At 70.1% G+C, this 19,581-nt stretch carries 14 protein-coding genes and 1 pseudogene; 1 reads left to right on the top strand and 14 read right to left on the bottom strand.

All coding sequences use genetic code 11. The features are described 5' to 3' along the window. The first annotated feature begins 147 nt into the window (after positions 1-147). On the top strand, positions 148-414 hold the full coding sequence (gene rpsT, locus ACZ619_RS32445; RefSeq protein WP_469606546.1) for a 30S ribosomal protein S20: 267 nt from the start codon (positions 148-150) through the stop codon (positions 412-414). 298 nt (positions 415-712) lie between these two features. On the opposite strand, the gene holA is transcribed toward rpsT, so the two are convergent. The 14 genes and pseudogenes from holA to leuS all read right to left on the bottom strand — a co-directional run bounded on the left by holA (position 713) and on the right by leuS (position 19,239). Continuing rightward, entirely contained in the window at positions 713-1,702 is a 990-nt protein-coding gene (gene holA / locus ACZ619_RS32450; RefSeq protein WP_469606548.1) for a DNA polymerase III subunit delta, read from the bottom strand. 91 nt (positions 1,703-1,793) lie between these two features. Next, positions 1,794-2,039, bottom strand: coding sequence for a hypothetical protein (locus ACZ619_RS32455; protein WP_469606551.1), 246 nt, complete (start codon positions 2,037-2,039; stop codon positions 1,794-1,796). Positions 2,040-2,086: 47 nt separating this feature from the next. Beyond that, positions 2,087-2,968, bottom strand: coding sequence for a YceI family protein (locus ACZ619_RS32460; RefSeq protein ID WP_469606554.1), 882 nt, complete (start codon positions 2,966-2,968; stop codon positions 2,087-2,089). Between the two features lie 173 nt (positions 2,969-3,141). After that, a complete protein-coding gene (locus ACZ619_RS32465) occupies positions 3,142-4,005 on the bottom strand; it encodes an arylamine N-acetyltransferase family protein (protein ID WP_469606678.1) in 864 nt (287 codons plus the stop codon). A 13-nt stretch (positions 4,006-4,018) separates the two neighbouring features. After that, positions 4,019-4,321, bottom strand: a pseudogene (locus tag ACZ619_RS32470) (ComEC/Rec2 family competence protein); the annotation flags it as partial. 67 nt (positions 4,322-4,388) lie between these two features. Beyond that, the gene (locus ACZ619_RS32475) at positions 4,389-6,296 is read right to left on the bottom strand and encodes a TniQ family protein (protein WP_469606556.1); all 1,908 of its coding nucleotides are present in this window, start codon (positions 6,294-6,296) and stop codon (positions 4,389-4,391) included. 7 nt (positions 6,297-6,303) lie between these two features. Further along, positions 6,304-7,563, bottom strand: coding sequence for an ATP-binding protein (locus tag ACZ619_RS32480; RefSeq protein WP_469606559.1), 1,260 nt, complete (start codon positions 7,561-7,563; stop codon positions 6,304-6,306). Beyond that, entirely contained in the window at positions 7,560-9,815 is a 2,256-nt protein-coding gene (locus ACZ619_RS32485; protein ID WP_469606562.1) for a transposase, read from the bottom strand. Before ACZ619_RS32485 ends, ACZ619_RS32480 begins: the two co-directional genes overlap by 4 nt. Further along, complete coding sequence (locus ACZ619_RS32490) at positions 9,812-10,705, bottom strand: TnsA-like heteromeric transposase endonuclease subunit (RefSeq protein ID WP_469606563.1); 894 nt, start codon at positions 10,703-10,705, stop codon at positions 9,812-9,814. Before ACZ619_RS32490 ends, ACZ619_RS32485 begins: the two co-directional genes overlap by 4 nt. 180 nt (positions 10,706-10,885) lie before the next feature. Further along, on the bottom strand, positions 10,886-13,279 hold the full coding sequence (locus ACZ619_RS32495) for a ComEC/Rec2 family competence protein (protein WP_469606566.1): 2,394 nt from the start codon (positions 13,277-13,279) through the stop codon (positions 10,886-10,888). Continuing rightward, the gene (locus ACZ619_RS32500; RefSeq protein ID WP_469606569.1) at positions 13,276-14,400 is read right to left on the bottom strand and encodes a ComEA family DNA-binding protein; all 1,125 of its coding nucleotides are present in this window, start codon (positions 14,398-14,400) and stop codon (positions 13,276-13,278) included. Before ACZ619_RS32500 ends, ACZ619_RS32495 begins: the two co-directional genes overlap by 4 nt. A gap of 155 nt (positions 14,401-14,555) precedes the next feature. After that, positions 14,556-15,401 carry a DegV family protein gene (locus ACZ619_RS32505; RefSeq protein ID WP_469606572.1) on the bottom strand — a complete coding sequence of 282 codons (846 nt, stop codon included), beginning with the start codon at positions 15,399-15,401 and terminating at the stop codon, positions 14,556-14,558. Positions 15,402-15,473: 72 nt separating this feature from the next. Continuing rightward, on the bottom strand, positions 15,474-16,208 hold the full coding sequence (locus ACZ619_RS32510) for a hypothetical protein (RefSeq protein ID WP_469606574.1): 735 nt from the start codon (positions 16,206-16,208) through the stop codon (positions 15,474-15,476). A 151-nt stretch (positions 16,209-16,359) separates the two neighbouring features. Then, complete coding sequence (leuS, locus tag ACZ619_RS32515) at positions 16,360-19,239, bottom strand: leucine--tRNA ligase (protein WP_469606576.1); 2,880 nt, start codon at positions 19,237-19,239, stop codon at positions 16,360-16,362. Positions 19,240-19,581 lie beyond the last annotated feature (342 nt).

The following is a 19,581-nucleotide window of genomic DNA, read 5'->3' on the forward strand; positions in this document are numbered from 1 at the left end:
CCGCTGCTAGTCTGGGCAGCTGTGTCTCATGCCCTCTCAGCACGAGGCACGTCATCAGAAGACACCCGGTACGTGATCCGGACTTCTCCATGCCTTCGCGGCAACGGAGGACTCCCGGCGCGCACCAGAACCTGAAAAGGCTCATTCGTGGCGAACATCAAGTCCCAGATCAAGCGGATCAAGACCAACGAGAAGGCTCGGCTGCGCAACAAGGCCGTCAAGTCCTCCCTGAAGACCGCGATCCGCAAGGCCCGTGAGGCCGCTGCCGCGGGCGACACCCAGAAGGCCACCGAGCTGCAGCGCGCTGCCGCGCGTCAGCTCGACAAGGCCGTCTCCAAGGGCGTCATCCACAAGAACCAGGCCGCCAACAAGAAGTCGGCGCTCGCTTCCAAGGTCGCGTCCCTCCAGGGCTGATCCCTTTCTTTGATCTGATCGCCGGAAGGACCCCGGGCGGGCCCTCTCTCATCCGCCCCCGACCGGCACCCAGAGCCTGTTCGCGGCCTGCGTTCGCCACGCGGGAACGGGCTCGACAGCTGTGAGACCGAAGGCCCCGTCCTCCGCCCTTCCCCAGGGCGACGGACGGGGCCTTCGGCACGTCTCCGGTCTATGCCGGCTTCGGCAGGTGTCCGGTTCAGCAGGCGTCAACGCGGTAGGCGTCACTTCGACGGGCGCCAGTGCGGTGGGCATCCGGTTCGGCAGGTGTCCGGCGGGCCTATCCCCGCCCCCGTGACCGCGCCGCCCGCGCGATGGTCACCACGGCCTTCTCCAGGGCGTACTCGGGATCGTCCCCGCCGCCCTTCACACCCGCGTCCGCCTCGGCCACGGCCCGCAGCGCCACCGCGACCCCGTCGGGCGTCCAGCCGCGCATCTGCTGCCGGACCCGGTCGATCTTCCACGGTGGCATGCCCAGCTCCCGCGCGAGATCGGCGGGCCGTCCGCCCCTCGCCCCGGAGAGCTTCCCGATCGCCCGCACCCCTTGCGCCAGCGCGCTCGTGATCATCACCGGTGCGACCCCGGTCGCCAGCGACCAGCGCAGCGCCTCCAGCGCCTCCGCCGTCCGTCCCTCCACCGCACGGTCGGCGACGGTGAAGCTCGACGCCTCGGCCCGCCCCGTGTAGTACCGGCCGACGACGGCCTCGTCGATGGTCCCCTCGATGTCCGAGGCGAGCTGCGTGGCGGCCGAGGCGAGCTCCCGCAGATCGCTGCCGATGGCGTCGACGAGCGCCTGGCAGGCCTCGGGCGTGGCCGACCGCCCCAGCACCCGGAACTCGCCGCGCACGAACGCGAGCCGGTCCGCGGGCTTGGTCATCTTCGGGCAGGCGACCTCGCGCGCCCCCGCCTTGCGCGCCGCGTCCAGCAGCCCCTTGCCCTTGACGCCGCCCGCGTGCAGCAGGACCAGCGTGATCTCCTCGGCGGGCGCCCCGAGATACGCCTTCACGTCCTTGACCGTGTCGGCGGACAGGTCCTGCGCGTTGCGTACGACCACGACCTTGCGCTCCGAGAAGAGCGACGGGCTGGTCAGCTCGGCGAGCGTGCCGGGCTGCAACTGGTCCGGGGTCAGGTCCCGTACGTCCGTGTCGGCGTCGGCGGCCCGGGCGGCGGCCACCACCTGCTGCACGGCGCGGTCGAGCAGCAGGTCCTCCTGCCCCACGGCGAGGGTCACCGGGGCGAGCGGGTCGTCATCAGCAGTCTTCTTGGCCATCGCGCCAAGCATCCCACGGCCCACTGACAACACCGCCGCGGCCGGTCACCGCAAGGCCGTGGCGGCTACCGGCGCCGACGGTACCGGCGGGTCACGGTTCCTCCCGCCACCCCTCCCACTCCCCCGCGAACTCGTCGAGTTCCGCAGGGTCGAGCCGGCCGTCCTCGTCCCTCAGCAGCACCAGCCACTGGGCGTCCTCCGCGTCGTCCTCCCCCGCGAGCGCGTCCCGCACCAGCCGCGGCTCCTCGGCGACCCCGAACCTCTCCCCGAGGGCCTCGGCCGCCTCCTCCGCCGCATCCCGGTCCGGCAGCACCAGCACATGTCTCACATCACTCACGGCACCATTCTCGGGCACCCGCGCGGGCCGGGACGACGGCCGGGGGCTCAGCCCTTGGGCACGATCTGCATGTCCAGGTCGATACGGATGCTGGGCCCGACGACCGCGATACCGCGCGCCAGCATCGTCTGCCAGCTGACGGTGAAGTCGTCCCGGTGCAGTTCGGTCGTGGCCCGGCAGGCCGCCCGCGTCTCGCCCTCCATGCCGTTGCCGAGGCCGAGGTACTCCGTGTCGAGGGTGACCGTCCGCGTCACACCGTGCAGTGACAGCGCCCCGGTGACGGCCCACCTGGAGCCGCCTCTGTGCACGAACCGGTCGCTGTAGAACTCCAGTGTCGGGAAACGCTGCACGTCCAGGAAGTCCGCCGACCGCAGATGGTCGTCCCGCATCCGCACGCCCGTGTCGATGGTCGCGGCGTCGATCACGACGTGCATCGCGGACCTCTCGACGGGGTCCGCGATCCGCACCGCCCCCGCGAACGAGTTGAACCGCCCGTGGATCCGGGCCAGCCCGATGTGCCGGGCGGTGAAGCCGATCGCGGAATGCGTGGACTCGATCTCCCAGTCCCCGGCCGCCGGCAGCTCCGGCGGCTGGGCGACCTGAAGGGTCACGTCACCGAGCGAGGCGAGCGAGTTCTCGCCGACCGTGGCGGTGGCTCTGTACGGCGTGAAGCCCTCGGCGGACACCGCGAGCCGGTACTCCCCGGCCGGCACCGTGGTGACGAACGACCCGTAGGGATCCGCGCCACCGCTGACCACGGTGCGGCCCATGGCGTCGCTGACCGCGAACTCGGCTTTCACCACCGGCTCGTTGACCGGGTCGAGCGCCCGGCAGCTCAGCACCCCGGCATGCGGCGGGGTCTGCACCGACGCGAGCGGATTGGCCCGCTGCACCCGATTCGTTCGGTTTCCCATCAAGCGGCCGAACATCACGCCACCCCTGTACTCCTCGCTACCGTCCATTACCGAAGAGACATTCGATCACTGATGAGGCTTTCGGGGCAACACGGGCCCACATCGCGGGATTCAATCCCATTCGCCGGAACTACGCTCCAGTAGCGCGCTACGCGTCAGCGGCAACGCGTTCGCGCGCGACATCCGAATCAGCCGTTCCGTTCGGCGGCCCGCGGATTTCGCACAGTCGGCACACGGTCCAGGTCGATCCCGAACCGCTCCCGGTAGACCCGCAGCACGTCTGTGTCCTCCGCCAACTCGCTCACGTCACGCGCCCCGTCGGCCGCCGTGACCGTCAGCGTCCGCCCGCTCAGCGTGATCCGCCCGCCGTCCCCGGTCACCTCGGAACACACGAGTGACTGGGTGAAGTGCGACGACGGCGAGGTGCTGTGCCACCACGCCCCGGCCGTGAAGTCCGCGAGCACCCGCGGCCTCACCTCCAGCCGGTACTGCGGCCGCCCGTCCCGCACCACGTCCAGGTCCCCGGCTCCGGCTCCGGCCTCAGCGCCCGTCCCGTCCCCGCCGCGCACCCCCGCGTCGTCCGGACCGGCCGCCGTGATCCTGAACGTCCCGCCGGGATCGGCCTGCTCGCCCCGCTCCCCGAACGCCAGCGGGTAGTGGCTGTGCGCCCCGAACCCGACGTCGGCGAGCCACTCGCCCCCGTCCGCCGTCCCCACCCGCAGCGCGAGATGGTCGTACGGGATCCCGAGCCGGCCCGCCGCCCCGTACACCCGCGCGGCCAGCGGCGTCACCTCGAAACCGAGCGCGGTCAGCAACACCGAGAAGGCGCCGTTGAGTTCGTAGCAGAACCCGCCCCGGCCCGCTTCCACCACCTTCTCCAGCAGCCGCTCCTCCTCCAGCACGATCTCCTCGCCGAGGTGGATCGACAGGTTCTCGAAGGGCACGGTCCGCAGATGCCTCAGATGCAGTTCCCGCAGGGCTTCGGCGGTGGGCCGGGCAGGGCGGGCGGCCCCGAGGCGGTCGAGGTAGGCGTCGATCTGCTTGGAGTTCACCGAGTTCATGCCCTCAGTCTCGCGCGACCGCCAGCTCTCCCGCCTCCGCCCCGGTACGCCCACCGGTCACGGCGAGCGCCCCGTCCCGGTCCGTGCGCAGCACCACCGCCCCCAGGCCCCGCAACAGAGCCACCGTGCCCGGCGCGGGGTGACCGTACGGGTTGTCCGTCCCGCACGAGATGAGCGCGACCCGGGGAGCGACCAGCCGTATCAGCTCGGGATCCTGGTACGCGGACCCGTGATGGGCGACCTTCAGCACATCCACGCCGCCGAGCGCGCCGGCCGACGGTGACCTGAGAATTTCAGCGAGGCTTGGCACTTTTCAGCGAGAAGTGACACTGCTTCCGCGTTGCCGCGCGGGGACCATTCTGGTTCGGTGCTCGTCAGGTCCAGGGGCTGGCGTCGCTGGATGGCGTTTCGCCGCGGTCGATGATGGGGGTGAGGTAGGTAGCGTACTCGTTCAGCGCTGTGATCAGCTGGTCGTCGGTAGGCCTGGTGGTGCGGTGCCGTATGCGGGCCCAGACCGCGTCGACGCTCATCCTCCATTTCTTCTGAGTTTGCAGGTCTTGTTCATCGCTGATGGGGGTCGGGGCGAGGACGTGCTCGCTTTGGGTCACGAGGGCCCAGAGGATGACGGATGCGATGTTCCGCTTCCGATCGGTGCGGTCGATCGGGAACCCACCGCCGGGGGCCACTCCCCCGCCGGGGACGGCGATTCGGGAACTGATCGCTTCCCAAGGCCCTGGTCCGATGCTCCAATTCTGCAGAGCTTCCCTGCGCTGTTCGTAGTCAATCAGGTCGTCACGAGCATCCAGTTCCGCGGCAAGGTCACGGATTGCGGACTCGAACTCAAGAGGGTTGGGGCGGCTTCGAGCCCACCGGTGAATGCGCTTGGAGCAGTCCGCGAGTCGGAATTTGTCGACACGGTCGGGAAGGAAGAGACTCATCCGGTCCGCGGCCTTCTGGATCGATCCGCCGGATGCTGTCTGGCAGAGTCGCAGTGCGACGGTGCGCCGCAGATGGACAGTCGTGGTGCCTTCCATGTGAGCGAAATACCGCTGATACCAGTCCTCTTCGAGGAACTGCGGGATGTGTTCGGGGCGGAAGCGGGTCATGTGGACCGGTTCTTTCAGGTTCCTCGCAAGGTTCGTTCGGGAATAGCTGTGGACTACTGACGAGACTGCTCGCAGGAAGCCTTCTGAGCAATCGGGCCGGGTGTCGAGAAAGGTTCGGGTCCAGCCGACTTTGGATGGACGGCAGTCAGCGCCCCCGGTCAGGATCCTCAGGTGGCCGGCGAAGCCGTCCGGATTGTGCGCCCTCAGCAGTCGGTCTGCGGCCATGAGGAGGGCTGCATGCGGTCGTGCTGCCAGCTGGGGCGTGTCGCTGACGGTTCGGAGGAACCTCGACTGCGAGATATTTCCCTCGCTGTCGACAAGGCCGTTCTCCAGGGACGCAGTGAGTTCCGGACTGTCCAGAAGATGACGGGAGTTGGGCCAGGATGTCCGCAGGAGTTGGCAGGTTGATCGCAGGTCGTTGAAGTAGTGAGCCGGAGTCGTCTCGTGCCCGAGAATCTCAACGGTCTCAGGACCGTCCGGGTTCAGCAGGTCCAGCAGGAATTTCTGGAACTTCCGAAATTTGGGCGGTAGTGGCTGAACGGAGACTGGGCTCTGGTCCAGGCGGTGCCCGCAGTTTCTATCGATGAATGCTCTGCATTGTGCGGGGTGCAGGTTGTCTTCCACCCAGCGGGGCATGCGCTTGGCTGTGTTGCGGGTCTCGGTGCTGAGGACCAGCGAATTGCAGGCGGGGCAGGTGTGTTCCAGGAAGCGGCAGTGGTCCAGGCAGGAGAAGACGGGCGGAAGGCGCCAGGTCTTCTTCCAGGCTCCGCCGAAGGCTCGTTCCACGGGGTTGTCGTGGCCGGCCAGGCACTGCGGGCAGTATCGCGTGGAGCGCGTGAACAGCCAGCGGTGCTTGGAGTTCACCTGTCCGTTCCGACCGGTCGTGGAGGGTTGTGCGGGCGGGTAGCGGTCGCTGTAGGTGTCCAGCAGCATGGCGTCGACCTCGGCGTCCGCGGCCTTGATCATCGTGGCGAAGGTGTGCTGCCGCTCGGCGGACAGGCCGATGAGAAGCGGCATCGGCATGGCCGCCTCCTGCGGGCGACCGGTCAGCCCGGTGCGGACGGCCAGCTCGGCTGGTGAGGTGTCCAGCCGGAAGGCGAGCCGGAGAAGGAATCCGGGCAGGGACTCGTCCGGCAGCGGTGGAAGGCTTCGGGCGAGAGGACGCAGCGGGGGCATCGCCGGCTCACTTCCGGACTGCGGTCATCTGGGGGACGCCCTTGTCGTCGAAGACGGTGTTGCGCGGTCTGCGGCCCTGGACCGCCTTCTTCGCCGGAAGGGCCGGCGGGACGTCCCCTTCTTCTCCCGCGGCCCGGTCGCGCTTGGGGTGCTGGGTGCGGATGACCACTCTGTCCAGCAGTTCCTCGGTGATCTCTTCAAGGCCGGTGTCCATGGCCAGCGAGGCGCCGTCCTCGATCAGCCGCTCGATCAGCCCGACGACGCCGCCGGTGCGGCGGTAGATGTACTCGGGCATGCCGCCGCCGGTCAGCATGCCCTCACGCGCGTTGAACAGCCGGAGCTCGTCCTCCAGTCCGGTGAGGTGGTCGACGAAGTCGGCGATGTCGTCGTCTGTGCCGTAGTTGAACGGCCGCAGGTCGACGAGGTCGAACCGCCTGGCGGTCTGGGTGGATGCCTCGTCTGTCCAGTCCTTGTGGCCGGGTTCGGGGAACTCCCACTGGCCGGTCTCGGGGTTCTGCCAGCCTCCCCTGAGCAGGCCGGAGTCGGGGATGCCGACACCGATCAGGACCAGGGTGACGCGCATGCTCATCAGGGCCCTGATCAGGTCGAGGGTGTCCTGGTCGTCCTTGCGGTGCATGCGGAGCCGGGTGATGTCGTCGAGGATCAGCACGCGGGTGCGGTGATCACGCAGGGAAGCACGGACCTGCTGGACGAGCTGGGTCAGGGTCATGTTGCGACCGTTGGTGCCGAAGAAGTCGAGGATGGCCTGGCAGGTCGATTTCGGTGTCGCGGTGACCGGCGTCTGAACGTAGGCGACGGTGGCCCGAAGATCGCGGGCGCCGGGCAGCTCGGGAACGTCCACGAACTCCTCGAGCCCCAGCCACAGGTCCTCGAACGCGGCTGCCGCTTCGGCAGCGGTTTCCGTCTTGCCCTGGTTCCCGCCTCCGTTGATCATGAGTCCGGGCCGTGTGGTCGGCTTCTGCTTCATCGCGTTGTTCAGCAGCCGGGTCTCCATCAGTTCGGAGACGAGCAGGCTCATCGGGGTGTCCAGCAGCGGCAGGTTGGCATGCGTGGCCCGGCGGTGGAGATCATGGATCGCCTTGTCGCGTGGGCTCTTGTTGGCATAGACAGCGCGGGAGATGCGGGGTGCGGGGACGAACGAGTGCCGTGTCTTCCTCCACCTCGTCCAGCCCTCGGCGGTCTCCCGGTCCGGGACCTCGCCCGGCAGGATGAACCCCTGGGCGGCAAGCCTGGCCTCGACACTCACCGTGCTTCCCCTCGTTCTGTCTCGTCGTCGCGTACCGAATCCGCATCCGCCTCGGCCGGTTCGTCCGCGGCCATCAGAGCGTGGGCCCTGCGGCGGGATCCGTCTCCCAGCCGGCGCGGTGCGCGGGGCTGCAGGACGGCGGCCTCGCGTCGGCTGCGGCGTTCGGCGTCCACCGCCTCGTCCACGGGGACCGGACGGCTGGGCCTGCTTCCGATGGCGGCGCCGGCCGTGCCCGCTGCAGGCCGGTCGGCCGCTGCCGCCTTCACCTGGGCAGCCTCACGGGCCCGTTCTCTGCGTTGAGCCTTGGTCAGCTGTCCTGGCCACTGCTCGGCCTTGACATGGGCGGCGATCAACTCCAGCAGCAGGGGCAGCAGTTCACTGTCCGTGCGGGGCTTGAGACCGGCCTGTTTCGCCGCGGTCAGCACTTCGCGTACCCGTGCATCGGTGAACGCGGGGACCTCGCCCGCCGGCGGCATGCCCGTCCACCGCAGTTCGTGCCACTCGTGCGTGCGCGGGTCCTGGAAGAACGCGAACCGTGCGTCGCGCGGGTCGCGGTGAACGGTCCAGCGGTCCTTGTGCCGCCCGCCTCGACCGGATCCCTCCTCGTCACGGTAGGGATCCAGGGCCCTGCCGTCATACCAAAGCCCGCGGATCTTCACCCCCCTCCTGCCCTGGATGATGACCTGGTGCCGGGGCAGCAGCTGGTAGTAGAGGCTCGGCGAGGGAATCTCCAGAGCCCATCCGCCTTGAGCCATCGAAGCGGCGAACAGCGTGTTCGGGCTGTGATCGCCGACCGGGTCCCAGCAGGGGGCATATTCGCCCATTCGCCGGTTTTGCCAGATGCGGACGATCCAGGTCGCCAGCAGATGCTCCATCTCTGCGATGGTGAGGACCGCGTCGCCCTCGACATCGGCGCCGCGGTCCGACGCGTCGACGCCGGTGTAGCCGGGAATGTACTCGAACAGCATCGAACGGGCAGATCCGAAGGCCCGTTCGACCGCCTGCTTGTCAGTCGGCCGCAGAACACGTGCTGGCAGCACCTTCACTCCCAGAACGTGCTGGGCCTGCACGAGGTGATGGTTGCGGTAGACACTCCCGTGATCGGTCGTGACCGTCTCCGGCGCAAAGAAGGGCAGCGCGGCCACCTCGTGCCCGGCGAACTCCGCGACCAGGGCCGACGGGACGCCCGGATAGGGCCACTCCATGTCCTCGCCCCAGTCGTCCCTCATCGGCAGCGGCATCGTCACGTCCCGCAGCAGCATCGCGACGTCGGTCGACGTGTCCGAGATCAGCGTCAGGCGGAACCCGACCAGCGAGTGCGTGTAGACACACATCGCCAGCGTCAGATAGACGGTGACCGGGTCGTCGAAGACCGTCTCCCGCAGCATCACCGGCAATACCGTGGTGTCCAGGGCGACGACCTGCCCCGGACGCTCGACGATCACGTGTTCGCCCGTGGTCTCCAGTAGTGCGGAGCGGGCATAGCGCTGACGTGCGCGACCTGTGCCGAACCACTCCTGCCAGACCACCCGCAGCGTGCCGTAGCTCGGGATTTTTTCGGCGGCCTCCTCGCCGTAGGTCTCCAGCACGTACTGGTGGATGAGGCCGACCCGGGCCCGCATGTTGATCTTCGACCGGTGCAGGGTCTCCTGCCGGACGGCGAGAATCGCCTTGCGGACCTCTTCCGTGATGCTCGGATGCCCGCGCGAAGCGGGGGTCCAACGGTCGTCGGCGCATCCCATCGTCACGTCGGCCCGCCGTTTGGACTCCCAGCGAGTCAGCGTCCGGTAGCTCACCCGGGACAGGCCCAGCACCTTCGCGTGTTCCGGATCAAGAGCCTTCAGCTCGGCGACCTTGGCCCAGCGGCGCTGGGTCACGGTGGTGCAGTCCGGATCGTACTCAGGCCGCGGCTCACCCGGCCCTGGGTGCAGCGGATCGCCGCCGCGGTATCCCTTCTCGACTTCCAGCAGATGGCCCCGCCTGATCTGCAGCAACGTCCGCTGATGATCGGTGAGATCGCCCTCGGTCCTCGGCTGCAGATGCCGTCCCGACCCGGCCGCCACCGTCGAGCGCCGGCAGCGAGGATGGTGGGCGAGCATGCGGAACGACACCGTCTGCCGCGTCCCCGTGCCGGACGTCAACAGCACCCGGCCGTACTGCGGTTCGACGAGATCCACCCGCCATTCCTCGTCGTCCAGGATCAGGCTCTCGCCGACGGCCAGTTCCAGCAGCCCTGCCGCCTGCCCGCTCATCGAACGGCCTCCCCCGCGACGCGGAGGACGCTCCTGTCGCGGAACGGAGCCGCCAGGTCGACGCCCAACTGCCGGTGCCAGAGCAGGTGCAAGATCACCGGCCGGGCCAGGGACGGGAACTCGTAGCTGTCCGCCAGACCGCGGAAAGTGAGCGGCTCCGACAGGGCCTGGGCGGCCCGGGCTGTCTGCATCAGCATCGGCTTCAGGCCCAGCCGGTCCTGCATCGGGCGGCGCCGGGAGTAGAACAGGTCGACGTTTCTCCAGGTCAGCGGCCTCCAGCCTGTGACCACGGCGTAGCCCCACCCCAACGCGAGCGCGACCTCGGACGTGGCCGCGAACTTCATCAGATCATCGTCGTCCATCCGGCCTGCCGGTCTGACGTCCACAAGCCACCGGCCTCGCGTGGAAACCAGGAGGAAGTCGGGAATGTGCTCACGCCAGCCGCCCTCGCCCTCGAATTCCAGCAGGAAAGGCTGCGACAGCATTTCCTCCGCCTCACCCGTGAAATCCGCCATCACGACGAACTGATCCTCACGATGCGACTCGAAAGCATGCTGGCGTCCAGTGAACAACACCGACTCCAGACCCGGGCGATGGAACTGCTTTTGATGCCAGGCGAAACCCCGCCAGGGAACACAGCCTGTCAACGGCACCGCCTTCAAACCCTCGACCGGACCGGCCCGCTTCACCTTGCCGACCATCCACGTCGCACTCCACCTGGCTGACCAGCCACGATCGAGCTTCAGCATCGCCCGGCCGACCGCGAGATCCTTCTCACCGCAGAGGAGAGCCAGGTCCTCCCAGCCGCACGTATCCGACCAGAGCGGGCCGGCCACCCTCCCCTCAAGGACACGCGAGACAACAGGCCCTTCCACACTGGTCCGCTTCATAGGAACAGCAGACAGCGGCGTGCAGAAGGTACGGAGAGAATTGATCAAAGACGTGCCAACAAGCGTGAAACCTGCGTAAGGTGCCACCCCTCACCGACAATCGGTGCCAACCATCACTGACAGAACTCATCAGCACTACGGGTCAGCACCCTAATTCGGTGCCATCCCCGACTGAAATTCTCATGACCTCAGCAGTTCCTGCTGGGCCGGGGGTTCGAGGTCGCCGAGCAGCAGCATCCGCAGGCCCGCCGCCCGGACCAGCAGGGTCACACTGGCGTCGTTCGGGCCGTCCGGTGCCGGCGCCGGGTCCGCGGGCGGCCACAGCACCTGCCACTCCAGGGGCCCGGTGCCACGCCGTTCACCGGCCACCGCGCGCGTGACGGGGACGTGATGCTCGGCCGCCTGCCTCCTGACGAACTCGGCCTCATCCTCCGGTTCCTCGAACCCGGTCGTCTCGATCTGCGCCACCGTCCGCCCGCGCAGCACCCCGGGCAGCCCCGCAACATGATCGGCGTGGAAGTGGGTCAGAACGACGAGCGGAATGCGGGTGATCCCCAGTTCCCGCAGACAGTGGTCGACCAGCGCCGGATCCGGCCCCGCGTCCACCACCACACCCGTCCCGGCGCCCGCCGCGAGCACGGTCGCGTCCCCCTGCCCGACGTCGCACATCGCCATCCGCCAGCCGGGCGGCGGCCAGCCCGTGATCACCCTGGTCAGCGGCACCGGCCGTACCACCACCAGCACGAGCAGCACCCCCAGCGCCCCGCACCACCACGGATGCCGCAGCAACCGCCGTCCCAGCACTACGACCGCCACGGTGATCCCGGCCAGCAGCAGCGCCCCCGTCCAGTTCCCCGGCCAGTCCACCCCGGCCCCCGGCAGCGCGGCCCCGGTCCGGGCGATCCACGCGATCCACCCGGCCGGCCAGCCCGCGCACCACGCCAGCACCTTGGCCACCGGCATCGCCACGGGGGCCGCCGCGAGCGCCGCGAACCCCAGAATCGTGGCCGGTGCGACCGCGATCTCGGCCAGCAGATTGCAGGGCACCGCCACCAGGCTCACCCGCGCCGACAGCACCGCCACCACCGGCCCGCACACCGCCTGCGCGGCGGCGGCCGCCGCCAGCCCCTCGGCCAGCCGCTCCGGCACACCGCGCCGCCGCAACGCCTCGCTCCACCCGGGCGCCAGCACCAGCAGCGCCCCGGTCGCCAGCACCGACAGCAGGAAGCCGTAACCGCGCGCCAGCCACGGGTCGTACAGCACCAGCAGCAGAACCGCCGTCGCCAGCGCCGGGAGCAGGGACCTGCGCCGGCCGGTCGCCAGGGCGAGCAGGGCGACACCTCCGCAGGCCGCGGCCCGCAGCACGCTGGGGTCGGGCCGGCACACGACGACGAATCCGAGCGTGAGCACCGACGCCGTCAGCGCCGTACCGCGCAGCGACAGCCCGAGGCGGGGTGCGAGGCCGCGCCGCTCGACCCGCTGGGCCAGTCCCGGCGAGCCGACGAGCAGGGCCAGCAGGATGGTGAGGTTGCTGCCCGACACGGCGAGGGTGTGCGCGAGATCGGTCTCCTCGAAGGCCTCGTCCAGCTCGGGAGTGATCCGCGAGGTGTCCCCGACGACCAGACCCGGCAGGAGCGCCCGTGCGTCCTCGGGCAGCCCGTCGGTCGCCTCCCGCAGCCCGGCCCGTAACCGCCCGGCCAGCCGCTGCGGCCCGCTCGGCTCCCCCACCAGCACCGGCGCCGGGCTCTCCCGCACCCGCAGCATCGCAGCCACCCGGTCTCCGCCGCCCGTCGCCGGCGCCAGCCGTGCGCCAACCCGCAGCCTCGTGGAGGGCAGCAGCCCGAGCCACTCCGCCCGGCCGCCCCCGCCGGGCGCCGACACCCCCGGGTCGACGGCCATCAGCACCGGCGAACGCGTCGTCACCGCCGTACCGTCACCCGTCTCCACCCGCCGCACCTCACCCCGTACCAGCACGGCGACCGGCGTGGCATGATCCCCGCGCACGCGCGGCCTGCTGACCCAGGGATCACCCGTGAGCTCCACTTCCGCGGTCACGGTCGCGTACCCACGAGCCAGCTCCGGCACCGGCCCCCGGCACACGTCGGCCCCGTGCAGCCCCGCCGACACGGCGGCCCCCGCGACGCAGAGCAACAGGGCACCGATGGATGTCTGCCGCCAAGTCGGAGAGGTGGGTGAGGTGTTGACGCGAGTCGCCTGCGCAGTCGCCGCCCCTGCCGCCCCCGTTCGCGCACCGGCCGATCGCGCGCCGACGGATCGCGCAGTGGCCGTTCCCGCCTCGGTAGGCTCCGGTCGAGGTGTCAGCCGGCTCCGGCAGAGCAGGAGCGCCCCGGTGAGCAGGCAGACGACGGCGATCCCGGCCGTCCATCCCGGCGGCGCGTCCAGCACGAGTGCGGCCGTCGCCCAGGCGGCGAGCGCGGGCGGCACCAGTCGCAGGTCGGGGGTCCCACGGTGCCGGGAACGCTCGGTCCCCAGCCTCTGTCCCGACGAACCGGCGTGGACGGCCCGGCGTACGGTTCCGGGGCTCGGCGGGGCCTCGTCGGTCACGGGGCTCATGGCCGGACCAGGTCCCGCAGGTCGGAGAAGCGGCGGTCACCGATGCCCTTGACCTGGCGGAGTTCGCCGACCGAGCGGAAACCGCCGTGCTCGGTGCGGTAGTCGAGGATGTGCTGGGCCAGCACGGGGCCGACTCCGGGCAGGGCGTCGAGTTGTTCCACGGTCGCCGAGTTCAGCAGGATCGGCGTGGACGGGCCCGCTCCCGTCACGGGGCCGGCGACCTGGCCGGGCGCGGCCGGCGGGGCAGGGCCTCCGACGACGATCTGTTCGCCGTCCACGAGGAAGCGGGCTCGATTGAGTCCTTCGGTGTCCGTACCGGGCCGTACCCCGCCGGCCGCTCGCAGGGCGTCGGTCACCCGGGACCCGGCCGGCAGGGTGTGGACCCCCGGCTCACGAACCTTCCCCGTGATGTCCACGACGATCTCGCCGCCGGGGCCGCCCGGCCCGCCCGGCATCACCGTCGCCGTACCGGCACCCACGGCCGGGGCCTTCTCCTCCCTCTCCTTCTTGTACGGCCCCTCCGCCTTGTACGGCCCCTCCGCGTGCACCGTCTCGGGCGCGCTGACCGTTTCGGTCCGGCCGGTCCAGAAGTGCTGCACTGCCAGGGCCGCGGCCACGACGAGGACCGCCCCGAGGGCGACCGCGCCCCGGCGCTCCAGCCCGCAGCGCGTCTGCAGCCAGACCGGCATCCGCTCCCGCACGGCGAGCCCCAGCCGAGCCCGCACCGTGGGGTGCACCGGCGCACGCCGGGCCGTGGCCTCGCCGGACAGCGCACGGGCCGAGGACACCACGGCGGCCGCCGTGGACAGTGCGGCCGCCGCGGTACGCACCCCGGAGGCGGCGGCGCGTACCCGGGAGGTGGCCGCTGTCAGTCCGGTCGCGGAACCGGTGCCGGTCACCGTGCCCGCGTGCGGCGGTCCGTGTTCGGGGTCCGGCGCGGTGACTCCGCGTGCGCCGAAGAGGAGTTCGGCCCGGCGGCGCAGTTCGTCCGCCGGGGCAGGACGGTGGCGGATACGGCCCCGTACCGGGGAACGGCGATGTCGGGAGCGGCCGTCGGAGGCGGGGCCCCGGCCCGGACCGCTGGTCGCAGGTGTCGTGTGTGAGCGTGATCGAAGTGCCATGCGACGAGGATGGGGCTTCCCGCCGATCCTTGATGATCTTGGTCAATTTCCGTGGACCACGACCGAGTTGTGGATAACTTCGCCACCCACACGAGTGATCGTGCTGACGCTGCCGCGCTCGGATCCACAGGTCACCGTGGGGATCACCACGGGGATCACCGTGGGGAGACGACCGCTCCGAGCAGTCCGGGTCCGGTGTGTGCCCCGATGACCGCGCCGACCTCGCTCACATGCAGGTCGGCCAGTCCGGGCACTCGCGCCCGCAGCCGGTCGGCGAGAGCCGAGGCCCGGTCGGGCGCGGCGAGATGGTGGACGGCGATGTCCACCTCGGCGGCGCCCGCCCGCTCGGCCGCCAGTTCCTCGAGCCGGGCGATGGCCCGGGACGCCGTCCGCACCTTCTCCAGGAGTTCGATGCGACCGCCGTCCAGTTGGAGCAGGGGTTTCACCGCGAGTGCCGAGCCCAGCAGTGCCTGCGCGGCGCCGATACGGCCGCCGCGGCGCAGATATTCGAGGGTGTCGACGTAGAAGTACGCGGAGGTGCCGGCCGCTCTCTTCTCGGCCGCCGTGACGGCCTCGTCGACGGTGCCGCCCGCCTCGGCCGCCTCGGCCGCGGCGAGCGCGCAGAAACCGAGGGCCATCGCGACCATGCCGGTGTCCACCACCCGCACCGGGACCGGCGCATCGCGGGCGGCGACGACGGCCGCGTCGTAGGTGCCGGAGAGTTCTGCGGACAGGTGGAGCGAGACGATGCCGGCGGCGCCCGACTCGGCGACTCTGCGGTAGGTTTCGGCGAACACCTCGGGGCTGGGCCGGGACGTGGTGACGGCACGCCGCTTCTGCAGGGCCTGGGCCAGAGAACGGGTCGAGATCTCGGTGCCCTCTTCGAGGGCCCGGTCGCCGAGGACGACGGTCAGGGGTACCGCGGTGATGCCGTGGCGCTCCATCGTCCGCGGCGGCAGGTAGGCCGTTGAATCGGTGACGATCGCGACATGGCGGGACATGAGCTGGAGGTTACCTGGCGTAGCCCAGGGGCGGCAGCCCGCCCCCGCTCACCAGGGCGGCGGCCGGCCGGATCAAGTGGTGCTCTCCGGGCGGGCCTTCTTCTGCCAGGGGTAGGCCTGCCGCCGGGCGGGCGGGGTGATCTCGGGCTGCGCGGGGGCCTCGGCCGGGGCGGAACGGGGTGACTCCGGCCAGGTCCGCCGGTCGTCTGCGGCTGGGCCGGGGGGCGCCTCGGGCCACGGCGAGGGCTCGGCGGCGGATGCGGGGCGGGTCCAGTGCCGCAGGGCGTCCGCCTCGACGCCGATCTGCGTGCTCAGGCTGTCCAGGTCGTCGTCGGCGAACCGACGGGCCCGGTCACGGGCCGCCCAGCGCAGTGCGTCCGCGGACTCGGTGATGCGCTGGGTGCGACGGCGCAGCTCGGGCAGCCGGGCGGTGAGCGTGACCCGGTCCGGCTCGGACTCCAGGTGCCTCAGTTCGCCGTCCAGCTCCTGCCCGTGCGCGCTGAGTCGCTGGAAGAGGCCGAGGGACTCCTTCAGTGACTCGTCCTCCGTGACGCCCGCGGACAGCGCGTCCTGGGTGGCGCGCATCGAAGTACGCAGAGTGAGCCTGAGCTGGGCGATCTCGGCCGCCGGGCCGATCTGGACGAGGGATCTGGCGCGCAGGGTGTGATCCTCCACCGTGCGTCGGGCCTGTGTGATCGTGCGGTCCACGCCGCGCTTGGCGGCACCGACCGCCTTGAAGGTCACGTACGCCCCGCCCGCGACGAAGAGCAGGAAGAGCAGGGCGAATACGGCGAGCACTACTTCCACGGTGGCCTACCTCCGCTCCCGACACCCCGGCCGCTGCGAGCACGGCATGCATGTCCGCGCTCTTCAACGGTAAACGCAACGGGCAGGCCCGGAGTTCCAGAAAAACCCCGAACCTGCCCGTAGGGGACCACCCGGAGGCGGCCCGCGGCCGTCAGGCCGTGACGATGTTCACCAGCTTCGGCGCGCGCACGATCACCTTGCGGATCCCGGCACCGCCCAGCGCCGCGACGACCTTCTCGTCGGCCAGCGCCACCTTCTCCAGTTCGTCCTCGGAAATGGCCGGCGGGACCTCCAGGCGGGCCTTGACCTTGCCCTTGATCTGCACGACGCAGGTCACGGTCTCGTCGACGACGTACCGCGGGTCGGCGACCGGGAAGTCCTGGTGCACGACCGAGTCGGTGTGGCCCAGCTTGCGCCACAGCTCCTCGGCGATGTGCGGGGCCAGCGGGGCGATCATCAGCACCAGCGGCTCGGCGATCGGACGCGGCACCGCGACGGCGGCCTTGGTCAGGTGGTTGTTCAGCTCGGTGACCTTGGCGATGGCGGTGTTGAAGCGCAGGCCGTCCAGGTCCTGGCGGACGCCGTCGATCGCCTTGTGCAGGGCGCGCAGCGTCTCGTCGTCGGGCTCGGCGTCGGTGACGGTGACCGCGCCGGTCGCCTCGTCGACGATGTTGCGCCACAGCCGCTGCAGCAGCCGGAACTGGCCGACCACCGCGCGCGTGTCCCACGGCCGGGAGACGTCCAGCGGTCCCATGGCCATCTCGTAGAGGCGCAGCGTGTCGGCTCCGTACTCGGCGCAGATCTCGTCCGGAGTCACCGCGTTCTTCAGGGACTTGCCCATCTTGCCCAGCAGACGGGTGACCTTTTCGCCCTCGTAGAAGTAGGCGCCGTCCTGTTCCTCGACCTCGGCGGCGGGAACAGGGAAACCGCGGCCGTCACGGTAGACGTAGGCCTGGATCATGCCCTGGTTGAACAGCTTGTGGAACGGCTCGGCGGACGAGACGTGTCCCAGGTCGTACAGGACCTTCGACCAGAAACGGGCGTACAGCAGGTGCAGCACCGCGTGCTCGGCGCCGCCCACGTACAGGTCGACACCGCCGTGCGGCATGCCCTGGCGCGGGCCCATCCAGTACTGCTCGATCTCCGGGTCGACCAGCTGCTCGCTGTTGTTCGGGTCCAGGTAGCGCAGTTCGTACCAGCAGGAACCGGCCCAGTTGGGCATGGTGTTGGTCTCGCGGCGGTACTTCTTCGGGCCGTCGCCCAGGTCCAGGGTGACGTTGACCCAGTCCTCGTTGCGCGACAGCGGCGTCTCGGGCCGGGTGTCCGCGTCCTCGGGGTCGAAGGTGCGCGGCGAGTAGTCCTCGACCTCGGGCAGCTCCAGCGGCAGCATCGACTCGGGCAGCGCGTGGGCGACGCCGTCCTCGTCGTAGACGATCGGGAAGGGCTCGCCCCAGTAGCGCTGGCGGCTGAACAGCCAGTCACGCAGACGGAAGTTGACGGTTCCCTCGCCGATGCCCTTGCGGGCCATCCACTCGGTGATGCGGGCCTTGGCCTCGACGACCGGCAGGCCGTCCAACTTGATGTCGTCGTTGGAGGAGTTGATGATCTTCGCGTCGTACGACCCGAAGGCGTCCTCCCACGTGGAGGTGTCGGTGCCGCGGCCGTCGGTCGGCTCGACGATGCAGACGATCGGCAGCTCGAAGGCGCGCGCGAACTCGAAGTCGCGCTGGTCACCGGCCGGTACGGCCATGATCGCGCCGGTGCCGTAGCCCATCAGGACGTAGTCGGCGATAAAGACCGGGATCTTGTTGCCGTTGACCGGGTTGGTCGCGTAGGCGCCGGTGAAGACGCCGGTCTTGTCCTTGGCCTCGGCCTGGCGCTCCACGTCGGACTTGGCGCCGGCCTGCGCACGGTACGCGGCGACGGCCTCGGCCGGGGTCGCGTGACCGCCGGTCCAGACGTCGTGGGTGCCCTCGGGCCAGGCAGCTGGGACGAACTCGTCGACCAGCGGGTGTTCGGGGGCCAGCACCATGTAGCTCGCGCCGAACAGGGTGTCCGGGCGGGTGGTGAAGACGGTGATCTTCTCGCCGTCGATGGGGAAGTCGACGCGGGCGCCCTCGCTGCGGCCGATCCAGTTGCGCTGCTGCAGCTTGATGGCCTCGGGCCAGTCCAGCTCGTTCAGGTCGTCCAGCAGGCGGTCGGCGTAGGCGGTGATGCGCATGTTCCACTGGCGCAGCTTGGCCTTGAAGACGGGGAAGTTTCCGCGCTCGGAACGGCCGTCGGCGGTGACTTCCTCGTTGGCCAGCACGGTGCCCAGCCCGGGGCACCAGTTGACCGGCGCGTCGGAGGCGTAGGCCAGGCGGAACTCGCCCAGGACGTCACTGCGCTCGGCGGCGGTCAGTTCGTTCCACGCGCGCGTGTGGCCCGGTACGGCACGCTCACCGGACTCGAACTGGGCGATCAGCTCGGAGATCGGGCGGGCCTTGTTCGCCTCGTCGTCGTACCAGGAGTTGAAGATCCGCAGGAAGATCCACTGTGTCCACTTGTAGTAGTCCGGGTCGATCGTGGCGAACGACCGGCGCTTGTCGTGGCCCAGGCCCAGCCGCCGCAGCTGGGCCGTCATGTTCTCGATGTTGGCCTCGGTGGACACGCGCGGGTGCGTGCCGGTCTGCACGGCGTACTGCTCGGCGGGCAGGCCGAACGCGTCGAAGCCCAGGGTGTGCAGGACGTTGTGGCCGTTCATCCGCTGGAAGCGGGCGAAGACGTCGGTGGCGATGTAGCCCAGCGGGTGGCCGACGTGCAGGCCCGCACCGGACGGGTACGGGAACATGTCCATGATGAACTTCTTGGGCCTGGCGACCAGCTCGGGGTCGCCCGCCAGGTCACCCTTGGGGTTCGGCGCCGCGTACGTGCCGTCGGCGTCCCAGACGTCCTGCCAGCGTGCCTCGATCTCGGCCGCCAGGGCTGCCGTGTAGCGGTGCGGCGCTGCCTCCGCCGACGCGGCGGTGGCAGCGGGGTTCGTCTCGCTCATGATCCTCAAAGCTCCATCGATCGTCTCTGCCTGCGGCTGCGAACTTTCTAGAAACGAAAAATCCCCTCACACAGGAGGGGACGCCGCGCCGATGCCGACCAGCCGTTTGGTCCGGCGGTCGGGACTGATCAGCGCGGCCCGCTAAGCAGAAGGCGTACGGCACGCATGGCGTCAGGGTACCGCAGCACTTGAGCAAGCCGCGACGCGCTTACGTATCAACGGTTGACACGTGCGTCTAAGGCGACCACCGGGACGAGAGTTGAACCAGGTTCAAAAATTACTTCGCGTAACGCCCACCGAGGGACATCACAAGTCCCTCATGGCCCGTTGATAACAACGCAA

This window comes from Streptomyces sp. NPDC104367, from assembly GCF_055583825.1.

Excerpts from the sequence above, each read along its gene's own strand:
- leuS (WP_469606576.1), bottom strand. The coding sequence starts at position 19,239 with ATGAGCGAGACGAACCCCGCTGCCACCGCCGCGTCGGCGGAGGCAGCG.
- ACZ619_RS32505 (WP_469606572.1), bottom strand. The coding sequence starts at position 15,401 with ATGTCCCGCCATGTCGCGATCGTCACCGATTCAACGGCCTACCTGCCG.
- ACZ619_RS32485 (WP_469606562.1), bottom strand. The coding sequence starts at position 9,815 with ATGAGCGGGCAGGCGGCAGGGCTGCTGGAACTGGCCGTCGGCGAGAGC.
- ACZ619_RS32500 (WP_469606569.1), bottom strand. The coding sequence starts at position 14,400 with ATGGCACTTCGATCACGCTCACACACGACACCTGCGACCAGCGGTCCG.
- ACZ619_RS32490 (WP_469606563.1), bottom strand. The coding sequence starts at position 10,705 with ATGAAGCGGACCAGTGTGGAAGGGCCTGTTGTCTCGCGTGTCCTTGAG.
- holA (WP_469606548.1), bottom strand. The coding sequence starts at position 1,702 with ATGGCCAAGAAGACTGCTGATGACGACCCGCTCGCCCCGGTGACCCTC.
- ACZ619_RS32475 (WP_469606556.1), bottom strand. The coding sequence starts at position 6,296 with ATGCCCCCGCTGCGTCCTCTCGCCCGAAGCCTTCCACCGCTGCCGGAC.
- ACZ619_RS32460 (WP_469606554.1), bottom strand. The coding sequence starts at position 2,968 with ATGTTCGGCCGCTTGATGGGAAACCGAACGAATCGGGTGCAGCGGGCC.
- ACZ619_RS32495 (WP_469606566.1), bottom strand. The coding sequence starts at position 13,279 with ATGAGCCCCGTGACCGACGAGGCCCCGCCGAGCCCCGGAACCGTACGC.